Origin of the sequence: Nocardia sp. NPDC058640, assembly GCF_042716995.1 — a bacterium.
Classification (GTDB): domain Bacteria; phylum Actinomycetota; class Actinomycetes; order Mycobacteriales; family Mycobacteriaceae; genus Nocardia.
The window spans coordinates 36,166-57,722 of the sequence record NZ_JBHXRG010000015.1; the positions used below are offsets into that span (position 1 = coordinate 36,166).

General features: G+C 67.8%; 18 protein-coding genes. 13 read left to right on the forward strand and 5 right to left on the reverse strand.

Annotation, left to right across the window (positions count from 1 at the left end; all coding sequences use genetic code 11):
- Window positions 1–35: 35 nt before the first annotated feature.
- The 4 genes from ACFWU5_RS17760 to ACFWU5_RS17775 all read left to right on the forward strand — a co-directional run bounded on the left by ACFWU5_RS17760 (window position 36) and on the right by ACFWU5_RS17775 (window position 6,577).
- A complete protein-coding gene (locus ACFWU5_RS17760) occupies window positions 36–2,180 on the forward strand; it encodes an Rv1355c family protein (RefSeq protein WP_379268000.1) in 2,145 nt (714 codons plus the stop codon).
- A 68-nt stretch (window positions 2,181–2,248) separates the two neighbouring features.
- Entirely contained in the window at window positions 2,249–4,066 is a 1,818-nt protein-coding gene (locus ACFWU5_RS17765) for a putative bifunctional diguanylate cyclase/phosphodiesterase (protein ID WP_379268001.1), read from the forward strand.
- An 8-nt stretch (window positions 4,067–4,074) separates the two neighbouring features.
- Window positions 4,075–5,073 (forward strand): GAF domain-containing protein, encoded by a 999-nt coding sequence (locus tag ACFWU5_RS17770; RefSeq protein WP_379267955.1) that lies wholly within the window; start codon window positions 4,075–4,077, stop codon window positions 5,071–5,073.
- Between the two features lie 376 nt (window positions 5,074–5,449).
- A complete protein-coding gene (locus ACFWU5_RS17775; protein WP_379267956.1) occupies window positions 5,450–6,577 on the forward strand; it encodes a glycosyltransferase in 1,128 nt (375 codons plus the stop codon).
- Window positions 6,578–6,678: 101 nt separating this feature from the next.
- Here the strand turns inward: ACFWU5_RS17775 and ACFWU5_RS17780 are convergent, their stop codons facing one another.
- Both ACFWU5_RS17780 and soxR read right to left on the reverse strand, forming a co-directional pair.
- The gene (locus ACFWU5_RS17780) at window positions 6,679–7,431 is read right to left on the reverse strand and encodes an isocitrate lyase/phosphoenolpyruvate mutase family protein (RefSeq protein ID WP_379267957.1); all 753 of its coding nucleotides are present in this window, start codon (window positions 7,429–7,431) and stop codon (window positions 6,679–6,681) included.
- A gap of 32 nt (window positions 7,432–7,463) precedes the next feature.
- Entirely contained in the window at window positions 7,464–7,949 is a 486-nt protein-coding gene (gene soxR, locus ACFWU5_RS17785) for a redox-sensitive transcriptional activator SoxR (protein WP_379267958.1), read from the reverse strand.
- A gap of 155 nt (window positions 7,950–8,104) precedes the next feature.
- On the opposite strand from soxR, the gene arcA reads away from it, so the two are divergent.
- Together arcA and ACFWU5_RS17795 are read left to right on the forward strand one after the other, a co-directional pair.
- On the forward strand, window positions 8,105–9,346 hold the full coding sequence (gene arcA, locus ACFWU5_RS17790) for an arginine deiminase (RefSeq protein WP_379267959.1): 1,242 nt from the start codon (window positions 8,105–8,107) through the stop codon (window positions 9,344–9,346).
- A complete protein-coding gene (locus ACFWU5_RS17795; protein WP_379239828.1) occupies window positions 9,346–9,705 on the forward strand; it encodes a GntR family transcriptional regulator in 360 nt (119 codons plus the stop codon). The genes arcA and ACFWU5_RS17795 overlap by 1 nt, the downstream gene beginning before the upstream one ends.
- Here the strand turns inward: ACFWU5_RS17795 and ACFWU5_RS17800 are convergent.
- Entirely contained in the window at window positions 9,702–11,306 is a 1,605-nt protein-coding gene (locus ACFWU5_RS17800; RefSeq protein WP_379267960.1) for a dolichyl-phosphate-mannose--protein mannosyltransferase, read from the reverse strand. The two genes, ACFWU5_RS17795 and ACFWU5_RS17800, sit on opposite strands and share 4 nt — an antisense overlap.
- A gap of 164 nt (window positions 11,307–11,470) precedes the next feature.
- On the opposite strand from ACFWU5_RS17800, the gene rsmI reads away from it, so the two are divergent.
- Window positions 11,471–12,298 carry a 16S rRNA (cytidine(1402)-2'-O)-methyltransferase gene (rsmI, locus tag ACFWU5_RS17805; RefSeq protein WP_379267961.1) on the forward strand — a complete coding sequence of 276 codons (828 nt, stop codon included), beginning with the start codon at window positions 11,471–11,473 and terminating at the stop codon, window positions 12,296–12,298.
- A gap of 87 nt (window positions 12,299–12,385) precedes the next feature.
- Here rsmI and metG read toward each other — a convergent pair whose 3' ends face one another.
- Window positions 12,386–13,954, reverse strand: a complete 1,569-nt coding sequence (gene metG / locus ACFWU5_RS17810; protein ID WP_379267962.1) for a methionine--tRNA ligase — start codon at window positions 13,952–13,954, stop codon at window positions 12,386–12,388.
- Between the two features lie 16 nt (window positions 13,955–13,970).
- Here metG and ACFWU5_RS17815 point away from each other — a divergent pair, with 16 nt between their 5' ends.
- The 6 genes from ACFWU5_RS17815 (at window position 13,971) to rsmA (ending at window position 20,961) form a co-directional block, all read left to right on the forward strand.
- Window positions 13,971–14,810: a TatD family hydrolase gene (locus ACFWU5_RS17815; RefSeq protein ID WP_379267963.1), complete on the forward strand. Its 840-nt coding sequence runs from the start codon at window positions 13,971–13,973 to the stop codon at window positions 14,808–14,810.
- A gap of 172 nt (window positions 14,811–14,982) precedes the next feature.
- Window positions 14,983–16,110 (forward strand): transglycosylase family protein, encoded by a 1,128-nt coding sequence (locus ACFWU5_RS17820; RefSeq protein WP_379267964.1) that lies wholly within the window; start codon window positions 14,983–14,985, stop codon window positions 16,108–16,110.
- A 156-nt stretch (window positions 16,111–16,266) separates the two neighbouring features.
- On the forward strand, window positions 16,267–17,391 hold the full coding sequence (locus tag ACFWU5_RS17825; RefSeq protein ID WP_379267965.1) for an alpha/beta fold hydrolase: 1,125 nt from the start codon (window positions 16,267–16,269) through the stop codon (window positions 17,389–17,391).
- A 240-nt stretch (window positions 17,392–17,631) separates the two neighbouring features.
- Window positions 17,632–18,789 (forward strand): lipase family protein, encoded by a 1,158-nt coding sequence (locus ACFWU5_RS17830; protein ID WP_379267966.1) that lies wholly within the window; start codon window positions 17,632–17,634, stop codon window positions 18,787–18,789.
- Between the two features lie 98 nt (window positions 18,790–18,887).
- The gene (locus tag ACFWU5_RS17835; protein ID WP_379267967.1) at window positions 18,888–20,045 is read left to right on the forward strand and encodes a lipase family protein; all 1,158 of its coding nucleotides are present in this window, start codon (window positions 18,888–18,890) and stop codon (window positions 20,043–20,045) included.
- Window positions 20,046–20,079: 34 nt separating this feature from the next.
- Entirely contained in the window at window positions 20,080–20,961 is an 882-nt protein-coding gene (gene rsmA / locus ACFWU5_RS17840; RefSeq protein WP_379239836.1) for a 16S rRNA (adenine(1518)-N(6)/adenine(1519)-N(6))-dimethyltransferase RsmA, read from the forward strand.
- 334 nt (window positions 20,962–21,295) lie between these two features.
- Here rsmA and ACFWU5_RS17845 read toward each other — a convergent pair whose 3' ends face one another.
- On the reverse strand, window positions 21,296–21,502 hold the full coding sequence (locus ACFWU5_RS17845; RefSeq protein ID WP_379239837.1) for a heavy-metal-associated domain-containing protein: 207 nt from the start codon (window positions 21,500–21,502) through the stop codon (window positions 21,296–21,298).
- Window positions 21,503–21,557 lie beyond the last annotated feature (55 nt).

A 21,557-nucleotide genomic window follows, 5' to 3' on the forward strand; every position in this document is an offset into this window, starting at 1 on the left:
CGGCACGCTCGGTGACCGGCCCCGACTATCCGGCGATGGACCACCGCCCCCTCGTCCTCGATCCGGCCGACCCCGCCGACGCGGCAACTCTGCGGCAGCTGGCAGGCCGGGCCGACATCCGCACCGAAGACCTGCGCGCGGGGCTGCGCGCCGAGCTGGACCGGCTCATCGGCGTGCCGCCCGGCATCGACGCACGCGAGGAACGCTGGATCTACTACCCGTGGCGGCGCGCGCTGGTCGCGGTCCTCGGGCCCGCCGCGTTCCAGGCGATCCGCTCGGACCGCAACCGCAACAAACTCACCAGGCACGAGCAGCAGCGCCTGGCCCAGTTGACCGTCGGCGTCGTCGGGCAGAGCGTCGGCCACTCGATCGCCTACACCCTCGCTCTCGAAGGGGCCTGCGGGCTGCTGCGCCTTGCCGACTTCGACACGATCGAACTGTCGAATCTGAATCGGGTGCCCGGCGGGCTGTTCGACGTAGGCGTGAACAAGGCGATCGTCACCGCGCGCCGCATCGCCGAACTCGACCCCTTCCTGCCGGTCGAGATCTGGCCCGCGGGCGTGCTGACCGACACGGTCGACGAGTTCCTCGACGGGCTGTCGGTGGTGGTGGAGGAATGCGATTCCCTCGACATCAAGTTCGCGGTCCGCGAGGCCGCGCGCAGACGCCGACTGCCGCTGCTGATGGAGACCAGCGACCGCGGCCTGTTCGACGTCGAACGCTACGACCTCGAACCCGACCGCGAACCCTTCCACGGCCTGCTCGGTGCGACCACCGGTGCGCAGCTGGCCGACCTCGACACCAAGGCCAAGGCGCCGCACGTGCTGCGCATCCTCGATCCCGGGCAGCTGTCGTCGCGGATGGCGGCCAGCCTCGCCGAGATCGGCGAGACGATCACCACCTGGCCGCAATTGGGCAGCGACGTGCAGTTGGGCGCCGCGATCGTCACCGCCGCCGTGCGCCGGATCGGGCTGGGCGCCAAGCTGTCGTCGGGCCGCACCCGCGTCGACCTCGACGCCACGCTGGACTCCCTCGCCGAACCCGGCTACCTCGACGACGGCATCGACTCCCTCGTCGACGAACCCGTCGAACCGCCGCCCTCGGACCCGGTCGAGGCGATCCTCGCCTGCGCCCAGCGCGCGCCGTCCGGCGGCAATGTCCAGCCGTGGCGGCTGCGCGGCGACGCCGCGACGATCGACATCACCCTCGATCCCGCCGCGACCACCGCCATGGACCTGCACCTGCGTGGCAGCGCCGTCGCGGTGGGCGCCGCGCTGCACAACGCCAGGGCGGCCGCCGCCGCGCACAACCTGCTCGCGGATCCGGAACTGATCGTCGACGACCCGACGGCACCCTTGATCGCCCGCTTGCGACTGCGCGCGGGCACCGACCCCGACCTGGCCGCCGACTATCCGCTCGCGCTGGCCCGACACACCAACCGCCGCCTCGGCATGGCGATGCCGTTGCCGACAACGGTGCTGCCCGCGCTGGCCGTCGCCGCGGCGGCAGAGCGGGCGAGCGTGCACGCGATCACCGGCGCCGACGCGTTGGCAGAGGCGGCGCTGCTGCTGGGTGCCAGCGACCGCGTCCGCTACCTCACACCGCAGCTACACGAACAGATCTACGCCGAATTGCGTTGGCCGGGTGAGGATCTCAGCACGGGAATCGATGTGCGTACGCTCGAACCCGCCCCGGATGAACTGGCGAAGATGCAGGTCGGTCGCCGCACCGATGTGATGGATCGATTGCGTGAATGGTCGGCGGGTTCGGCACTGGGAGAGTTCACCGTCGACCGGGTACTGGCCAGCTCAGCACTGGTGGCGATCACCTTCGGTACCGGCGACGGCAGACCGGATCTGGCCGCCTATGCGCGTGCCGGTGCCGCGGTGGAAAGAGTGTGGCTACGTGCGCAACTGCTCGGTCTCGCGGTGCAGCCGGTGTCGCCGGTGTTCCTCTATGCCGACCGGGCCGATGATTTGCGCAGCGTTTCTCCCGAGTTCACAGATACACTTGCCAGCATTCAGAGACGTTTCCTGGACCTGCTGGGAATCGCTGAGGATGAGAACGTGGCATTGGTTCTTCGTCTGAGCTACGCCGCGGCTGCGAGCGTTCGCAGTCGACGGTTGCCGGTGCCCGGCAGTAGGACTGTGCCGGTGCCCGGCAGTAGCAACGACGCATAGCTCGGATCGGAGACAACGTGCCTCGGCAAACGCTCGACTCACTGGTGACCCAGGTCGCCTCCGAGTTGATGGGTGTCGACGCCACGACCATGGTGGCGGCGAGCGAGCGTGTGCTCGCCTCCCTGGTCGAGCACTTCGATGTCGATGTGAGCTATTTGCGCCATACCGACCGTGCACGGCGCTCGACCGTCCTCATCGCCGAGTGGCCGCCGCGCGCCGACATTCCCGACCCCGATCCGCTGCGCGAGGTCGAATTCGAGCACGCCGATTCGGTCTTCGGTGCCCTCGAGCACGCCGTCGAACCGATCATCGTGCGACCCGACACCGACAGCGCCGACTATCAGGAGACGATCCGCAAGTCCTCCGGCATCCCCGAGGTGGCCATGGCCTGCGTGCCGTTGGTCTCGCGCGGTGAGTCGACCGGCGTGCTCGGGTTCGTGAAGATGGGCGACCGGGCTTGGACCAAGCGCGAGCTCAACGTCCTCAAGGCGATCGCCGCGCTGTTCGCGCAGTTGCAGGCGCGCGTGGTGGCCGAGGAGAAGTTGCGCTACATCGCCCTGCACGACGACCTCACCGGCCTGGCCAACCGTCGCGCCCTGCTCGAATACATGGAGCAGCGGCTGCAGCCGGGCAATCCCGGACCGATCGCCACCTTCTTCCTCGACCTGGACCGGCTCAAGGCGCTCAACGACTTCCTCGGCCACAGCGCGGGCGACAACTTCATCCGCACGCTGGCCCACCGGTTGCGCGAGAATCTGGAACCCGGCGACATGATCGCGCGCCTCGGCGGCGACGAGTTCGTGATCGTGCCCGCGGCGCCGATGGAGGCCGTCGCCGCCGAACTCGAGGCCGCCCGCATCCAGGAGCTCATCGGACGGCGCGTCTCGGTGGGGCGCGAATCGGTCAGCCGGGGTGTGAGTGTCGGTGTGGCACTGGGCATTCCGGGAAAGACTCTGGTCTCGGACGTGTTGCGCCGCGCCGATCACGCGCTGTTGTCGGCCAAGTCCGGCGGCGGCAACGGGGTCGCGGTGTTCACCGACGCCATGCGCGCCCAATTCGAACTGCAGGACGATGTGGAGCTGAATCTGCGCAGCGCGGTGTCGGACGGGTCGCTGGTGCTGCACTATCAGCCCGAAGTCGACCTGCGCACCGGCCGGATAGTGGCGTTGGAAGCGCTGGTGCGCTGGCAACACCCCACCCGTGGGCTGCTGCCGCCCGGCGCGTTCGTCTCCGTGGCCGAGGCCACCAACCTGGCGGGCGAACTCGGCCGGTGGGTGATCCGTTCCGCCTGTTCGCAATTCGCCGACTGGCGCAGGCGCGGGCTGGCCTCGAACGTGGTGATCCGGATCAATGTCTCACCGGTGCAGCTGGTTTCGGTGGATTTCGTCGAACGCATCGAAGATGTCCTTCGCCTGTTCGATATCGACGGCAGTTCGGTGTGCCTGGAAATCACCGAACACGTGGTGGTGCAAGACCTGGTCCGCACCCGCCTGACCCTGCGCGGGCTCAAGCGGATGGGCGTGCAGATCGCCATCGACGATTTCGGCACCGGCTACAGCTCGCTGTCGCACCTCAAGGCGCTGCCGGTGGACGCGGTGAAGATCGACCGCGGGTTCGTGCAGCGCCTCGGCGACAGCAACGACGACCTCGCGATCGTGAAATCCATTATCGGCCTTGCCGGTTCGTTCGGACTCGGCGTGGTCGGCGAGGGCGTCGAAACGGCGATGGCCGCGCGCACGCTCGTCGGGCTCGGTTGCTATCGCGCACAGGGCTTCCTGATCGCCCGGCCGATGCCCGCCGAGGAAGTCGAAGCGCAATTACGGGAGGGCCGCATCCCGCTCGACCTCGACCTGCCACGCGCCGGACGCGGCGTCACGCCGAGCTGATCGCGGACATGTCGCACGGTAGATGGCTGCTGTTCGAGTCCCTCACCGGGGATCATGAGCCCACACTCGTCGCTGACGACGCCCACGCCAAACCGTGGACCGAGGCCGCGCGACTGCACCGCAGCGTCGGTCCGGCGCGCGCCCGCGTCGTGCTCGACGCGGTCCGGCGATGCGCGGCCGGCGGGGACTCCGAGCGCGTCGAAGTAGGTGACAGCGTGGTCGTGGCCGAGCCGGTTCGGTGCGCATTCGACGGAATCCACGGTGTCCAGATCTGGCTGGGTCCAGCGTACGCGCCGGTGCGGCCGAGACGGCGGGTAGCGGCGTGGGACTGGGACGTGGTCACCGAACTCGCCCACCACGGGCCGGGTTTGGAGGAACTCGTCTTCGCGAGGGAGTCCGATCAGGTGCGGGTGGTGCGTACGCCACCGGACGCGTTCGGGCGGATGGCTCGCTTCGACGGCAGGGTCGACTACTTCGAGATGGCTACCCGGCTGGAACCGGGCGGGCACTGGCAGGGCGAGGTCGACATGCTCGGCGACGACGACGGCGTTCGCAGATTCCAGATGGTGACAAGGGCACGGCCCGACCAGCGCAGGGTGAGCGCGCTGATGCACGCCATCCCCGAACTCCGCGACGACACCACGGCCGTCGACCTCGACGTCGCCATGTTGCGCGCGGTGTCGCAACGCAGCGGTGTCGGTGTCGGCATCATCCTGTTGTCCAGCGGGGTCATCTACGAATGGGCCGCGGATCCGCCACCGCCCCTCGACCGGTGGGCGGTGGAGCGCCCGACCATCGACCCCGCCGATTTCGCCGCGCTGCGGGTCGCCTGCGCTGCCGCCGCCGCGGACCCGGGTGCCACCCGGCGGCTCGACCTGCGGGTCCGGTTCGCCGAGGGCGAGTGGATCCGCGCGCAGGCCGAGCTGGTGACGATCACCACGGCTGCCACCGGGCACGGGCTACTGCGAGTCCGGGCAGTCGATGCCGGGGCCACCGACGCCCTCTGATCTCATCGCTGCGACCCTTGGTTCAGGGTTGATCGTTATCGCGGCTGCATTCTGGCCTTTTCGTGGGCCCCGACGATCCCACCACGCGTTGACCGCGTACATCCCGACAGCGTCGCAGTGGCTGGCTTGTCGCGTCTTTCGATGCTGACCGTGTATGTCGCGAGGGTGTCGCAGTGGCTGGCTTGTCGCGTCTTTCGATGCTGACCGTGTATGTCGCGAGGGTGTCGCAGTGGCTGGCTTGTCGCGTCTTTCGATGCTGACCGTGTACATCGCGAGGGCGTCGCAGCGGCCGGTTCGTCGCGTCTTTCGCCGCTGTTCACCCCCCGTTCGGCGGGCATGACCCGTAGGTAACCCGCGCGGCGAGACGATCGGCAGTGTGCGCATCGTGCAGCTAGCCAATTTCTATGGCCCGCGATCGGGTGGGCTGCGCACTGCCCTGCACCACCTCGGTGAGGGATATGTGGCGGCAGGCCACGAAGTGGTGCTGATCGTGCCGGGGGCGCGTCGTTCGGAGGAGATCTTGCCGACGGGTGCGCTGCGAATCACCTTGCCCGCGTTGGGGATTCCGTGGACCGGTGGCTATCGCGCTGCTGATCCGCGGCGGGTGGCCGATGTGCTGTCTGGCCTGTCCCCGGATGTGCTCGAGGTGTCGGACCGGCTCACCCTGCGCGGCTTCGGTCGATGGGCGGGGCGACGCGGGGTGGCCAGTGTGATGATCTCGCACGAGCGCCTCGACCGACTCCTCGGCCAATTCCTGCCCGGCCCCGCCGCCCGCCGCTGCGCCGACGTCGCCAACCGACGCACCGCCCACGACTACGACATGGTCGTGTGCACAACCGATTTCGCGCGCGAGGAGTTCCTCCGCATCGGCGCGCCGAACGTAGAACTGGTCCCGCTGGGTGTCGACCTCGACCTGTTCAGCCCCCGCCGCCGCGACCTCGGCCTACGCGCCGACCTCGGCGTCGAAGGACACCCCCTGCTGGTGCACTGCGGCCGGTTGTCGGTGGAAAAACGCGTCGACCGCAGCATCGAAGCAGTCGCGGCCCTACACCGCGCCGGCGTGCCCGCCCGCCTGGTCATCGCGGGCGACGGCCCCCGCCGAGAATCCCTCGAACGCCGAGCCCGCACCCTGTCACCGCTGCCCGGCGGCCAACCCGCGGTCCACTTCACCGGCTTCATCAACGAACGCGCCATGGTAGCCAAACTTCTTGCCACCGCAGACGTTTCACTAGCCCCCGGCCCCCACGAAACCTTCGGCCTAGCCGCCCTGGAAGCCCTGGCCGCAGGCACCCCCGTAGTAGCCAGCCGCTCCTCAGCCCTAGCTGACATAGTCACCACCGACTGCGGAGCCATCTCAGCCGACCGCCCCCGAGCCTTCGCCCAAGCCGTAACCAACGTCCTGGCCATGCCAACCCCCACCCGCCGCCGAGCCGCCCGAACCCGAGCCGAACAATTCGGCTGGCCCCGCGCAGTAGCAGGCATGCTCGCCGTCCTAGCCCGCTGACTGGACGTGTGATCACCACGCTCTCAGCGAGGGATTTCGGACAAATCACCGCACTGAGAGCGTGGTGATCGACTGTCCAGCTCAGGTGGGGGTCGGTAGGTCTACTTCCAGGCGGCCAGCAGGGTGGTCGCTTCGGCGCCCAGTGTCCGTTGGAGGAATGGGCCGAAGCTGATGCGGGCTACGCCGAGGTCGGCTAGGTGGGACTTGGTGGGGGTGTTGGGTTGGGCTATGGCGTTGATCGGGCGGGGGAGTTCGGTGGCGAGGCGGCGTAGGTCGGCGTCGGGGTGGCGGCCTACCGGGTAGAGGACGTCGGCGCCTGCTTCGGCGGCCAGGGCGAGGCGGGCGATGGCGCGGTCGACGCGGTCGGAGGCGTCGCCGTCTTGACGGAGGAACAGGTCGGTGCGGGCGTTGATCACTACGTGCACGTCGGCCGCGTCGGCGGCTTCGCGCAGGCCGCGGACCAGGTCGGCGTGTTCCTGCGGGGAACGCAGGCGCTTGCCTTGGCTGTGGACGGTGTCTTCGATATTGAGACCGACCGCGCCCGCGGCGAGCAGGCCGTCGATGAGCTGCAGCGGCTCGAGACCGTAGCCGGATTCGATGTCGACCGAGACCGGAACCTGCACCGAAGCGGTGACCTGGGCGACGCGGGTGAGCAGTTCGTCGAAGGTCATGCCTTCACCGTCGGTGCGGCCGATCGAGTCCGCGACCGGATGACTGCCCAGCGTCAGACCCGAAAACCCAGCGGCCACAGCGATATCGGCCGACCACGCGTCCCATACGGTCGGCAACACCACCGGGTTTCCCGGAACGTGCAGTTCGAGCAGGGTCTTCGCCGAGGCGTCCAGAGAAGTCATACCGCGATGATGCCCGAGGTGTCCGACAACATCTAGACGCAGCCGGATTTGGGCGGGCAGTTCACGTGCACGTCGAGCACGCGCGCGCCGGGGCCTTCCGCGCCGAGTCGGTCGTGTTCGTTGACCAGTTTGCACGAGCCCAGCGACAGGCAACCGCAGCCGATGCAGCCGGTCAGGTTGTCGCGCAGGCGCACCAACTGGGTGATGCGGTCGTCGAGATCCTCGCGCCAGGTCGTGGACAGGTTCTCCCAGTCGCGACGGGTGGGGGTGCGGCCTTCGGGGAGGCGGTCCAGTGCCGAACGGATCTCGCTGAGTGGGATGCCCACGCGCTGTGAGATGCGGATGAACGCGACCCGGCGCAGCGTTTCGCGCGAATATCGACGTTGGTTGCCGCTGGTTCGACGGCTCGATATGAGACCTTCGCGTTCGTAGAAGTGCAACGCGGACACTGCAACTCCACTACGATCGGATAGCTGCCCGGGGGTCAGCTCCTTCGTTTGCCAATCGGCCGTCGTCATCATGTAACTCCTCCCACTTCCACCTCAACAATACTTCAGGTATTCGTGTCGTGTACGAAAAATGGGCGGACCGGGGCGCGCACTTCACGGGTCACTCATGCCGACGCCTGCGGGTCGAACATGCCGACGCGCTGTTCCCGGATTACATTTTGCAGATGGGAACCACCCCCGACTCACCTCTGGCCGTCACGTCCGAGGTCGGCGCACTGCGCACGGTGCTACTCCACCGTCCCGGCGCTGAGCTGCGCCGACTCACCCCGAGCAACAACGACCAGCTACTTTTCGACGGCATCCCCTGGGTCGAACGCGCACAGGAAGAACATGACGCCTTCGCCACCGTACTGCGTGAGCGCGGCGTGGAAGTGCTGTTACTGGCAGATCTGCTGACCGAAACCCTCAGTGCCAGTGGGGCGGCCAGGATTCAGGGCATCTCGGCGGCGGTCGACGCTCGCAGGCTCGGTCACGACCTGGCCGACCAGCTCGCCGCCGAACTGCGCAAGTTCGATGCCCCGGCGCTGGCCGAAATCCTCATGGCGGGAATGACTTTCGATGAACTGCCCGACGGCGTGAACACCACCTCGCTGGTGCGGCGGATGCATCACGGCGGCGATTTCGTCATCGATCCGCTGCCGAATCTGTTGTTCACGCGCGACTCCTCGTTCTGGGTCGGCCCGAAGGTCGCGATCACCTCGCTGGCGCTGCCTGCCCGCACTCGCGAAACCGCCCTCACCGACCTGATTTACGCGTTCCATCCCCGATTCCTCGGTGTCAAAAGGGCGTACCAGTCGCACACCGCGCCGATCGAGGGCGGTGACGTGCTGTTGCTGTCGAAAGGTGTTGTGGCCGTGGGGGTCGGCGAGCGCACGACACCCGCTGGCGCGGAAGCGTTGGCGCGCAGCCTGTTCGACGACGGTCTCGCCCACACCGTGCTGGTGGTGCCGATCGCCCAGAATCGCGCGACCATGCACCTCGATACCGTCTGCACGATGGTCGACACCGACGCGGTGGTGATGTACCCCGGCGTGCGAGACACCTTGCAGGCGTTCACTATTCGCCGCGAAGAAGGTTTCACCGGTCGCGGCGATCTCGAGCGCATCAGCATCAGCGGCCCCGAACCGTTCCTGCCCGCCGCGGCGAAGGCCATGGACATCCCGAAACTGAGGGTGATCGACACCGGCCGCGACGGACCCGACGCCGAACGCGAACAGTGGGACGATGGCAACAACACCCTCGCGCTCGCGCCGGGTGTGGTGGTGGCCTACGAACGCAACGAGATGACCAATTCGCGACTGCGGGAGGCCGGTATCGAGGTGCTCACGATCAGCGGTTCCGAACTGGGCTCCGGCCGCGGCGGCCCCCGCTGCATGTCCTGCCCGCTGTCCCGAGACGAGGTGTGATGTTCCACGTCGAGCTGTCCACCGACACCACCCAGCCGCCCTATGAGCAACTGCGGATGGCGGTGATCGAACAGGTCCGCGCGGGCACGCTCACCGCGGGCACCAAGATCCCCACCGTGCGCGCGTTGGCCGCGGATCTGGGCATCGCCCCCAACACCGTCGCCCGCGCCTACCGCGAACTCGAAGCCGACGGCGTCCTCGAAACCCGTGGCCGCCAAGGATCTTTCATCGCTTCGTCAGGGGATCCCACCCGTGACATCGCCAGCCGCGCCGCCGTCGGTTACGTGGCAACGATCCGTCGACTCGGCCTCCACGACGAGGACGCGATCGAGTTCGTGAACCGTGCGCTGGATTCTTAACGCCAGCTGGGGAGCCACAAGTGGTCTTGCCAGTTCTGTGGCGTGATCGCCTGACCGGTCAGAATCGGCCACAACCACACGAAATTCGCGATCACCAAGCCCAGATAGATGCTCACGATCAGCAATCCGAGCGCGTACCGCTCGTTTACCGGCGCCGGTAAATAGGTGCCCGTCGGACTGCGCGGTATCCCGGCAGGCCTGGCCGACCCGAGAATGTCACCCAGTGCCAACGCCATCCCCATCACCAGGAACGGCGCGAGCACCACGGCGTAGAAGAAGTACATCTGCCGGTCCAGGGTCAGGAACCACGGCAGCAGACCGGCGCCGTACCCGACCAGGATCGCCGCGTACCGCCAGTCCCGCCGCACGACCGCGCGCCACACCATCCAGCCGATCAACGGCAGCGCCAGCCACCACAGCGCGGGCGTGCCCACCGCCATCACGGCCTTCACACACTGCGCTTCGCCGCAGCCGGTGACCGTGCCGTCGGCGTAGTAGTACAGCATCGGGCGCAGGCCCATCGGCCAGGTCCACGGCTTGGATTCCCACGGGTGATGGTTGCCCGCGGAATTGGTGAGACTGGAATGGAAGTCCAGGGTTTCGCCCTGGTAGTACCACAGCGAACGCAACGCGCCGGGCACGAACGAGAACACCCCGCCGCTGCCGACCTGGTTGCCCACCGCGTACCGATACACCCCGCTCTCGCTGGCGAACCACGCCCAATACGACGACAGGTACACCACCAGCGGAACCACCACCAGCGCATACAGCGCGGGCCCGACATCGCGCACCATCGTGCCCACCCACGGCCTGCGCACCCCGTACGCGCGCCGCGCGCTGACATCGAAAGCCACGCTCATCAGGCCGAAGAACATGATGTAGTAGATGCCCGACCACTTCGTGCCGCACGCCAGACCCAGCAGCACGCCCGCGCCGAACCGCCACCAGCGCACGCCCAGCCGCGGTCCCCACTCCGAGATGCCGACACGCCCGGCCAGATCGGCGCGGGCCATGCGTTGTCGGACGTCGTCTCGGTCCACGATCAAACAGCCGAACGCGGCGGTGACCAGCAGCGACATGAAGATGTCGAGCATGCCGATCCGCGAGGAGACGAACGTCAGACTCTCGGCGATGAGCAGCACGCCCGCGAACGCGCCGATCAGCGTGGACCGGGCCATGCGACGCACGATCCGGATCACCAACAGCACCAGGATCGTGCCCGCCAGCGCCGCGGTGCCGCGCCAGCCCCACGCGTTGTAACCGAACATCGCCTCGCTGATCGCGATGAACTGCTTGCCGACCGGCGGGTGCACGACCAGGCCGTACGCGGGGTTGTCCTCCACGCCGCCGTTGGTGACCATCTGCCAAGCCTGTGGGGCGTAATGCTTTTCGTCGAAGACGGGAGTGCGCGCGTCGGTGGGATAGTTCAGGTTCACGAACCGTGTGAGCGCGGCGACGAACGTGAGCACGGCGGTGACCACCCAGCCGCGCGCGGTGTCCCACGGTCCGAAATCGGGGGCCGGGCGCAGCGGTGCGGGACTGACCAACGCAGGCGCCGGTCGCGACGGGGGCATCGCGCGCTCATCGGTCACCGGGATCACGCCCCGATCGTAGGCGGTGCCACCGACGAAGTCCGACTCGACACCGCAACCCCTGGTCCCCGTCACATGCGGTCGATCGCCGCACCCCCGCGACCTGACAGAATGGTCGGGCATGACCTGCCGCTCGCCTGCGGCCCACAACACCGGAAAGGCGGGACAACACTGTGTTGGTCTTAGCGGCAACCCCGATGGGCGACATCGGCGACGCGTCTCAGCGACTGCGCGACGCGCTCGGTTCAGCCGACGTGGTCGCCGCCGAGGACACCCGCCGCACGAAGTCACTGGCGAAGTCGTTGGGCGTGGAGATCACCGGCCGCATCGTCAGCTTCTACGACCATGTCGAAACCGCCCGCATCCCCGCCCTGCTCGACGACATCGAAAGCGGGCTGACCGTCCTGCTGGTGACCGACGCGGGTATGCCGTCGGTGAGCGACCCCGGGTACCGTCTGGTCGCCGCGGCGGTGGAACGCAACCTCCCCGTCACGTGCCTGCCCGGCCCTTCCGCCGTCACCACAGCGCTGGCCCTGTCCGGCCTGCCGGTAGAACGTTTCTGCTTCGACGGTTTCGCCCCCCGCAAGGGCGGCCAACGCCGAGAGTGGTTCCGCACCTTGGCATCCGAACAACGCGCCGTGGTCTTCTTCGAAGCCCCCCACCGCCTGGCCGACTGCATGGCCGACGCCGTCGCGGTCCTCGGCCCCGACCGCCGCGCCGCCATCTGCCGCGAACTCACCAAAACCTACGAGGAAGTAGTCCGTGGCACCCTCGGCGAACTCGCCGCCTGGTCCGCCAACGGCGCCAGAGGTGAGATCACCGTGGTTCTCGAAGGCTCCCAACCGGTTTCGGCCGAACCCCACGAATTAGTCGACGAGGTCGAAACTTTGGTGGCCAGCGGAATGCGCCTCAAAGACGCCTGCGCCGAAGTCTCCGCAGGTCGCGGCGCCTCCCGCCGCGACCTCTACGACGCAGTCCTGGCCGCCCGCTCCGAGGCCTGAGCCCCAGCTGGACAGTCGATCACCACGCTCTCAGTGCGGTGATTTGTCCGAAATCCCACGCTGAGAGCGTGGTGATCATTCGTCCAACTATTCCTTGGGCTCGAGGTAGCGGGGGAAGATGGGTTCTGGGGTGGGGAGGTCCAGGCCGGGGGCTAGGGGAGTCGCGATGTCCGCGAAGGTGCGGCCTTCCTGGGCGAGGAGGTCCAGGATTTTGGCGGCGGAGCCTGGCATGACCGGTTGGACCAGGATGGCGACGATGCGGATTACTTCCAGGGTGACGTAGAGGACGGTGGCCATGCGGGCCAGGTCTTCTTCGGTGCCGGATTTGCGCAGGGCCCAGGGGGCGTTGGCGGAGAAGTAGCGGTTGGTTTCGCCGAGGGTGAGCCAGATGGCTTCCAGGGCGAGATGCATTTGCTGGACGTCGAATTCGGCGCGGCACTTGTCCAGCAGGGCGTTCGCGCGGTCGAGCAGGGCGCGGTCCTCGTCGGTGAACTCGCCGGGGGTGGGGGACTTGGCGTCGCAGTTCTTGTTGACCATGGTCAGGCTGCGCTGGACCAGGTTGCCGAACTCGTTGGCCAGGTCGGCGTTGATGCGGCCGGCGATGGCGTCGTTGCTGTAGCTGCCGTCCTGGCCGTAGGAGATCTCGCGCAGCAGGAAGAAACGCACCTGGTCCAGGCCGTAGGTGTTCACCAGCGAGAGCGGGTCGACGACGTTGCCCGTGGACTTCGACATCTTCTCGCCCTTGTTGTACAGGAACCCGTGCACGAACACCCGGTCCGGCAGTTCGATGCCCGCCGACATCAGGAACGCGGGCCAGTACACCGTGTGGAAACGGGTGATGTCCTTGCCGATGATGTGCAGACTGGCGGGCCAGAACTTCTCGAACGACGCGGAGTCGGTGTTCGGAAAGCCAACGCCGGTCAGGTAATTGGTGAGCGCGTCGACCCACACGTACATCACGTGCTCGGGTTCGCCGGGCACCGGAATGCCCCAGTCGAAGGTGGTGCGCGAGATCGACAGGTCGCGCAGGCCGGCCTTGACGTAGCTGACGATCTCGTTGCGCCGGGTGGACGGCGCGATGAACTCGGGGCGGTCCTCGTACAGGGCCAGCAGCTTGTCCTGGTACTTCGACAACTTGAAGAAGTAGTTCGACTCCTCGGTCCAGGTGACCGGGGTCTTGGTCTCGGTGGACTCGCGGGTGCCGTCGGGCAGCAGCGTGGTTTCGTCTTCGTTGTAGAAGGCCTCGTCGCGCACGGAGTACCAGCCGGAGTAGTTGCCCAGGTAGATGTCGCCGTTGGCGAGCATTTTCTCCCAGATGGCGACGCTGGCCGCGCGGTGGTCCTCGTCGGTGGTGCGGATGAAGCGGTCGAACGAGATGTCCAGGGCCTTGTCCATCGCCTCGAATACGTCGGAGTTGCGCGCGGCGAGCTCCTGCACTCCGATGCCCTCGGTGGCGGCGGTCTGCTGCATCTTCTGACCGTGCTCGTCGGTGCCGGTCAGGAAGAACACGTCGTAACCGTCGAGTCGCTTGAAGCGGGCGATCGCGTCGGTGGAGATGTACTCGTACGCGTGGCCGATATGCGGCGCACCGTTCGGGTACGCGATGGCCGTGGTGACGTAGAAGGCGGGCGCCTCGGCGCCTTCGGCTGCACTCATGATGCCCATTACTGTAATGCGGGTGGCAAACACGAATCGTCCGGCTCCGCCCGTCCCTCCGCCGCTCGCGCCGCTGATCGACGCACACACCCACCTGGATGCCTGTGGCGCAACCGATGCCGCGTCGACGACGGCCATCGTGGATCGCGCCGCCTCGGCTGGTGTGGGCCATGTGGTGACCGTCGCCGACGATCTGGCCGCCGCGCAGTGGGCCGTGCAGGCCGCGCAGTGGGATCCGCGGGTGTACGCCGCCGTCGCATTGCATCCGACCCGAGCCAACGCCCTCGACGACAAGGCCAAGGCCGAGCTCGAATACCTCGCCACCGACCCCCGCGTGGTCGCGATCGGCGAGACCGGTCTCGACTACTACTGGCCCGGCAAGCTCGACGGTTGCGCCGATATCGAAACCCAGATCGAGGGTTTCCGCTGGCACATCGACCTGGCCAAACGCGTGCGCAAACCGCTGATGATCCACAACCGCGAAGCCGACCACGACCTGCTCACGGTGCTGCTGGACGAGGGCGCGCCCGACACGGTGATCTTCCACTGCTTCTCCTCCGACGCCACGATGGCGCAGGCCTGCGTGGCCGAGGGGTACGTGCTCAGTTTCTCGGGCACCGTGAGTTTCAAGAACGCGCACGAACTGCGCGAGGCGGCGAAGCTGGTGCCGAACGATCAGATCCTGGTCGAAACCGACGCTCCCTACCTGACCCCGCACCCGTATCGCGGGGCGCCGAACGAGTCGTACTGCCTGCCGTACACCGTGCGCGCGCTGGCGGAAGTGCGCGAGCAGGACCCGTCCGAGCTGGCCGAGATCACCACCGCGAACGCACGCAGGCTCTACCGAATTCGGTAGTCCGTTTCGTCCGGTCGGAAGGGGGCTGGACACTAAACGTGTTTCGGCTCACAATTCGGCGCTGGGGTCGTTATCTACCAGCGGCGTCTATGCCGAATCGTGATCTGCTGTCCCGCTGATCGGACCGGTTGGTGTTGTCTAGTGGGCAACCTGTCGTTATCGTTCTGTAACCATGTCAGCTTTCGCACGAATCAACTCGTCACGTTCACCGCTGCTGTTCGCAGCGGTGGCGGCCATGCTGCTGATTCTGCTCGTCGGCGCCTCGCTTGCGATTGTGAACCACAAGACGGTCGCGATCGTCATCGACGGCGAGCGCACCGAGCTCACCACCATGTCCCGCGATGTGCGCGCCATCCTGGCCGACGCGGGCTATGAGGTCGGCGAGCACGACGAGGTGATCCCCGCCGCGAACGCCAAGGTCGGCGACGGCGCGACCATCACCTACAACCGCGGTCGCGAGATCACGGTGATCATCGACGGTATCGAACGCAAGGTGTGGACCACCGGCGCCACCGCCGGCGACGCCCTGGTGGCGATGCAGATCCCCGCCGACACCCACGTGGTGCCCACCCGCACCGAGAAGCTGCCCCTGGACGGTGCCGCGCTCAGCGTGTACACCCCGCACAACATCTCGCTGGTCGACGGCGCCAACGACCCGATCGACGTGCGCCTCGCCGCCGCGACCATCGGCGAATTCCTCACCGCCGCAGGCGTTCCCCTGAAGGACGAGGACTTCACCAGCCCCGCTGCCGACACCCGGCTCGCCGAGGGCATGCAGGTCGTGGTCACCCGGCAGCGCACCGAACACCGCACCGAGACCCTGCCCCTCGACCCCGCCGAAACGGTGATCGAGGACGTCACCATGAACATGAGCCGCACCGTGGTCGAGCACCCGGGCGCGCCCGGTCTGCACGAGGCGACCTTCGCGGTGAAGATCGTCAACGGCGCGGAAGACTCTCGCGTGCAGGTCAATTCGAACGTGCTCACCCCCGCGCAACCCAAGACGATCCGCAAGGGCGCCAAGCCAGGCACCGAGGTCCCGCCGGTCCGCGACGGTGCCGTGTGGGACGCGCTGGCGCAGTGCGAGTCCACCGGCAACTGGGCGATCAACACCGGCAACGGCTACTACGGCGGCATCCAGTTCGACGAGAGCACGTGGGCCCGCCAGGGCGGTCTGAAGTACGCCCCCCGCGCCGACCTGGCCACCCGCGAAGAGCAGATCGCGATCGCGGAGGTAACCCGCGCTCGCCAGGGTTGGGGCGCCTGGCCGGCTTGCACCGGCCGCCTCGGCCTGAGCTGATAACCGACTCTGCCGCGCAAAGTTGAACTGCCCGACGACACGCTGATCGCCTGGAGTCGCGGAACAGCGTCCCCGCGTTAGGTTGCTTGGGTTTCGCCGGGTTCGCTGTGCTCGTGCGGTGGGCTCGGCTCGTGGACGAGTCGACGGGTGGTTGCGATGCGGGCGTGGCGGGCGGCTATTGCTGGGGCGTTGACGGCGGGGATCGCGCTCGGCGGCCAGACAACCGTCGCGCACGCCGACACCCCCGGATCCGTGATCGGCGTCGAGCAGGCCGACGGGTTCCGCGGAATGGGCGAAACCCAGATCATCGACTACTGGACGCACGGCGTCGGCGGGGTTTCGCAGCCCGCCAGCGGTGCGTTGTTCCTGCCCGCGGGCCAGGCCCCGGCGGGCGGATGGCCGATCGTCGCGTGGGACCACGGCACCACTGGGCTCGCGTCGGGCTGCGGCGGGATGTCGAATGAAGGCGGCACGGCATGGCCGGTGACGCAGGACGAGTTCTTGCACCGCGCGGTGAACAAGGGCTTCGCCGTCGTCGCGCCGGATTATCTGGGCCTGGGTCGCTTCGATACCGGCCCGCATCCCTATCTCGACATCGACACCGAGGCCACCGCCACCATCGACCTGCTGCGCGCGGCCCGCTCGGTGCGGTCGGATCTGTCGCCGGTGTGGGTGGCGGCGGGGATGTCGCAGGGTGGGCAGGCGGCGTTGGGGACCGGGCATCGGCAGGCGAGTTACGCGCCGGAGTTGGATTTCCGCGGGACCATCGCGATCGACCCGGAATCGGATGTGGAGAAGGTCGCGCAATTGCTGGTTCCCGGTAATCCGGATCAGCTCGGTGGTGGGATTCTCGGGTTCTCGGCCAGCATTCTGGCCGGGATGCGGGCGTCGCGACCGGATGCGCAGGTGGACAGCTTTCTCAGTCCGCTCGGTCAGCAGGTGGTCGAGGAGATCGGCACGATGTGCCAGGACGACATCGACGCGCGGGTGGCCGGCCTGACGTTGGGGCAGTTGTTGGCGAAGCCGCTGGGCGAGGAACCGATGCGGTCGGCGATGGCGGAGTACATGACGGTGCCGACCAGTGGTTACGACGCGCCGATCCTGTTGCTGGTCAACGTCACTGACCGCACGGTGCCCTCGCCGTTGCACGCGGCGCTCGCAGCCCAGTTCACCGCGGGCGGCGTCAACTACACGCCCGTGCTCGGAACGGGCAACCACTGCGATTTGAATCCAGCCATGTGGTCAGCGGTCGACGACTTCCTGAATCGGGCGCGCGGCTGAGGGTTCGGACGGTTGTCGAGAAGGGTTCTCGCCCGAGCTCACTAGACTGCGGCTTTGCGAGTCGGCTCACAATTTGCCAGCGTTACTAAGAATTTCGATCCTCCACGAAATGCCGATATACCTACTGCGCAAGTGCCGTTTTCGAAGATTGCCGAAGTGTTGCGAGCGGCCGACTTTCTTAAAATTGCTCCTGTACGGTCGTCCAGGTTGTTGTGCCGATAGGCCCGAAAGGTCACCCAGATGCCGAAAACCATGAACCGTGCTGCCCTTGCGGCCACACTCACCGCTGCCGCGCTGGTGACCGCCACCTTTGCGCCCGCGTCGGCGGTGCCGGGCGCCCTGATCGCCACGGAACCGCAGGCCGCGGACTGGCATCACGGACTCGGCGGCTCGGTCATCGAGTACACGACCACCGATTCGTCGGGTGCCGAACGCCCGGTCAGCGGCGCGCTGTTCCTGCCCGAGGGTGACGCGCCCGCCACCGGCTGGCCGATCATCGCCTACGACCACGGCACCATGGGGTCGGGTCCCGGCTGCGGTGGCCAGGCCGATCCCGATATCGCCCCGCTGCCTGCCAACCGGGCCGCCGAGGACGAGCTGATCCAGCGCCTGGTCGACCAGGGTTTCGCCGTGGTCGCTCCCGATTACCTGGGCCTGGGCCGTTACGACACCGGCCCGCACCCGTACCTCGAGGTCGCCAGCGAGGCCACGGCCACGATCGACCTCGTGCGCGCCGCCCGCGCCGCCAACCCCGACCTGTCCCGCACCTGGAGTGCGGTGGGCGCCTCGCAGGGCGGGCACGCCGCGCTGAGCACCGCGTCGGTGCAGGCGAGCTACGCGCCCGAGCTGGACTTCCGTGGCACCGCCGCGGTCGACCCGGCCTCGGATGTGGAGAAGGTGCTGCCGCTGCTGGGCCCTGGCATTCCGGCGATGGAGGGCACCGCGGGTCTCACCGGTTTCACCGTGAGCATCCTGGCAGGTCTGCGCGCCACGCACCCTGAGGCACAGGTCGATTCGTATCTCACGCCCAAGGGCAGAGAGGTCCTCGACGCGGCAGGCGGCCAGTGCATCGACGAGATCGTCACCGATGTGAAGGGCCTCGGCCTCGGCGACCTGTTCTCCCGGTCGCTGTCGGACGGCCCGTTGCGCGGCGCGCTCGCGCAGTACATGACCCTGCCTACCTCGGGCTACGACCGCCCGATCCTGTTGCTGGTCAACGTGACCGACACCGTAGTGCCGTCGCCGCTGCACGCCGCGCTGATCGCGCAGTTCGCGGTCGGCGGTGTGGACTTCGAGACGGTGACCGGTTTCGGCCAGCACACCACCCTCACGCCGGAGATGTGGACCGCGCTCGACAGCTTCATCGAGCGAATCAACGCCACCCCGCCGCAGCGGTAATTATCCAAGCTCAGGATCCGCGGCATTCGGGTCCAGAACAGCGGCGGAACTGTACACTCGTCCAGGATCTTGATCGCCTGGTAGAGAGACTGTCGACTGTGCTGAAGAACCCGATCCGGGCGACCGTCGTCGCCACGCTGGCAGCGAGCACGATGGCGGCGGCGGGCTTCGCGCCTGCCACCGCCGAAGCGCCCGGCTCCCTGATCTCGGTGCAGGCCGAAGCCCCCGGCTTCCACGGCCTCGATCGGGGATCTTCGGTCGAATACTGGATGACCGACTCGGCGGGCGCGCAGCGCAAAGCCAGCGGCGCGATGTTCCTGCCCGCAGGCGACGCCCCCGAAGGCGGCTGGCCCGTGGTGGCCTACGCCCACGGCACCTCGGGCTCGGGCCCCGGCTGCGGCGGCCAGGCCGACCCGGAACTGGGTGGCCTGCCGCAGTACCGCGCGGCGGAGGACCGGCTGCTGAAGCGTCTGGTCGACCAGGGCTACGCCGTGGTCAGCCCCGACTACCTGGGTCTCGGCCGTTTCGACACCGGCCCGCACCCCTACCTCGAGGTCCGCAGCGAGGCCACCGCGACCATCGATCTGGTCCGTGCGGCCCGCGCCGCCAACCCCGACCTGTCGAGCACCTGGAGCGCGATCGGCGTCTCGCAGGGCGGGCACGCGGCGATGAGCGCGGCGCACGTGCAGGCCGAATACGCCCCTGAGCTGGACTTCCGTGGTGTCGCCGCGATCGACCCGGCCTCGGACGTGGAGAAGATCCTGCCGCTGCTGGGCCCCACCACCCCGGCGATCCCCGGCATGTCCAGCGCCACCACCTCGTTCGTGGTCAGCATCCTGGCCGGCCTGCGCGCCACCAAGCCCGAGCTCGACATCGACTCCTACCTGACGCCGCGCGGCAAGGAAATCGTCGACGCCGCGGGAGGCCAGTGCCTCGACGAAATCTTCGTCTCGACCAAGGGCGTGACCTCCTCGCAGCTGCTCGCGCGCTCGCTGGCCCCGCTGCGCGACCCGCTCGCGGCCTACATGATGCTGCCGACCAGCGGGTACGACGCCCCGATCCTGCTGTCGATGAACGTCACCGACATGGTCGTGCCGTCGCCGCTGCACGCCGCACTGGTCGCCCAGCTCGCGGCCAACGGCGTCGACCAGCAGGTGGTCACCGGAAACGGCCAGCACGGCTCGGCCTCGCCGAACCAACTCGCCGCCATCGACGCCTTCCTCGCCCGCGTGAACGCCACCCCGACACAGCGCTGAGCTGCCCGATCGACGAGGTTGGTAGGTTCTAGCAGTGTCCGAACCACAGAAGTCCGCGCGAGGTAGTGCCGCACTGCTCGGTCCCGTCGAGGTGCGGACACTGGCCGAACGCTTCGGCGTTCGACCTACCAAGCAGCTCGGACAGAACTTCGTGCACGACGGCAATACCGTGCGTCGCATCGTGTCCGCGGCGGGCGTCGGCGCGAAAGACACCGTGCTCGAGGTCGGACCGGGTCTGGGCTCGCTGACGCTGGCGTTGCTGGACGTGGTCGACCAGGTGATCGCGGTGGAAATCGACCCGGTGCTGGCCAACTACCTGCCCGAGACCGTCGCCGATCGCGCGCCGGATCTGGTGGGCAACCTGAAGGTCGTCGAGGCCGACGCGCTGCGGGTGCGCCCCGAGCAGTTGCCCGCGATGCCCACCGCGCTGGTGGCGAACCTGCCGTACAACGTGGCAGTGCCGGTGCTGTTGCACCTGCTGGCGACGTTGCCCAGCGTGATGGTGTCGCTGGTGATGGTGCAGGCGGAGGTGGCCGATCGGCTGGCCGCCGAACCGGGCAACAAGGTGTACGGGGTGCCCAGTGTCAAGGCCGGTTTCTTCGGCAAGGTCAAGCGCGCGGGGCACGTGGGCACGCAGGTTTTCTGGCCGGTGCCGCGCGTGGAATCGGGTCTGGTGCGCATCGACCGGTACGTCGAACCGCCGTGGCCGATCGACGAGGCGCATCGTCGGCGGGTGTTCGAGGTGATCGACGCGGCATTCGCGCAGCGTCGAAAGACGTTGCGGGCAGCGCTTTCCGGCTGGGCGGGCACGCCTGCGGAGGCCGAGCGTCGACTCGTGGCGGCCGGTATCGATCCGACTGCTCGTGGCGAGACATTGGATACCGCCGCGTTCGTGCGGCTGGCGGCCACTACCTAGCTCAATCATGGGCTCCCACACGGGAACCCGCAGTACACCGGCCGTTCATCGACGCTGCTCGGGCACACCCTGTGAAAGCAATTGTGGATAACCGGTTTTCGCAGCGTTCCTACTTGATCATGTTCCGCGCGTAGTGCTCCCGGTCGCGCCAGGGAATTCGAGCCTTGGCGTGCCTGTGTATGAATGTGGATGACGCTGTGGATGATTCGTTGCGCGTCGCGAGCAGGGTGAACCCCCGGTGAACGTGGACGCGGCCACTGCGGCGCGTCGGCCGGGCTCGCTACTGGGCGGGTCGCGCAGTCCCGCCCAGCAGCCCGGGATTCGTGCCTGGCGGTCAGGCGCTCAGTGCGTAACCGGCTTCGTCGACCGCGGCGGCCACCTCGGTGTCGGCCAGCTCATTCGCGCTGTCCACGCGCACGAGACCGGTGGCGAGGTCGACGTCCACGCTGGTGACGCCGTCGATCTTGCCGATCTCCTCCTTGACCGAGCTCACGCAATGTCCGCAGGTCATCCCCGTGACGGTGTAGGTAGTGGTGGCCATGGCCGACTCCTTCGCTGTTCGAACATACGGTCCAGGGGTATGTCCCTGTCCTGCA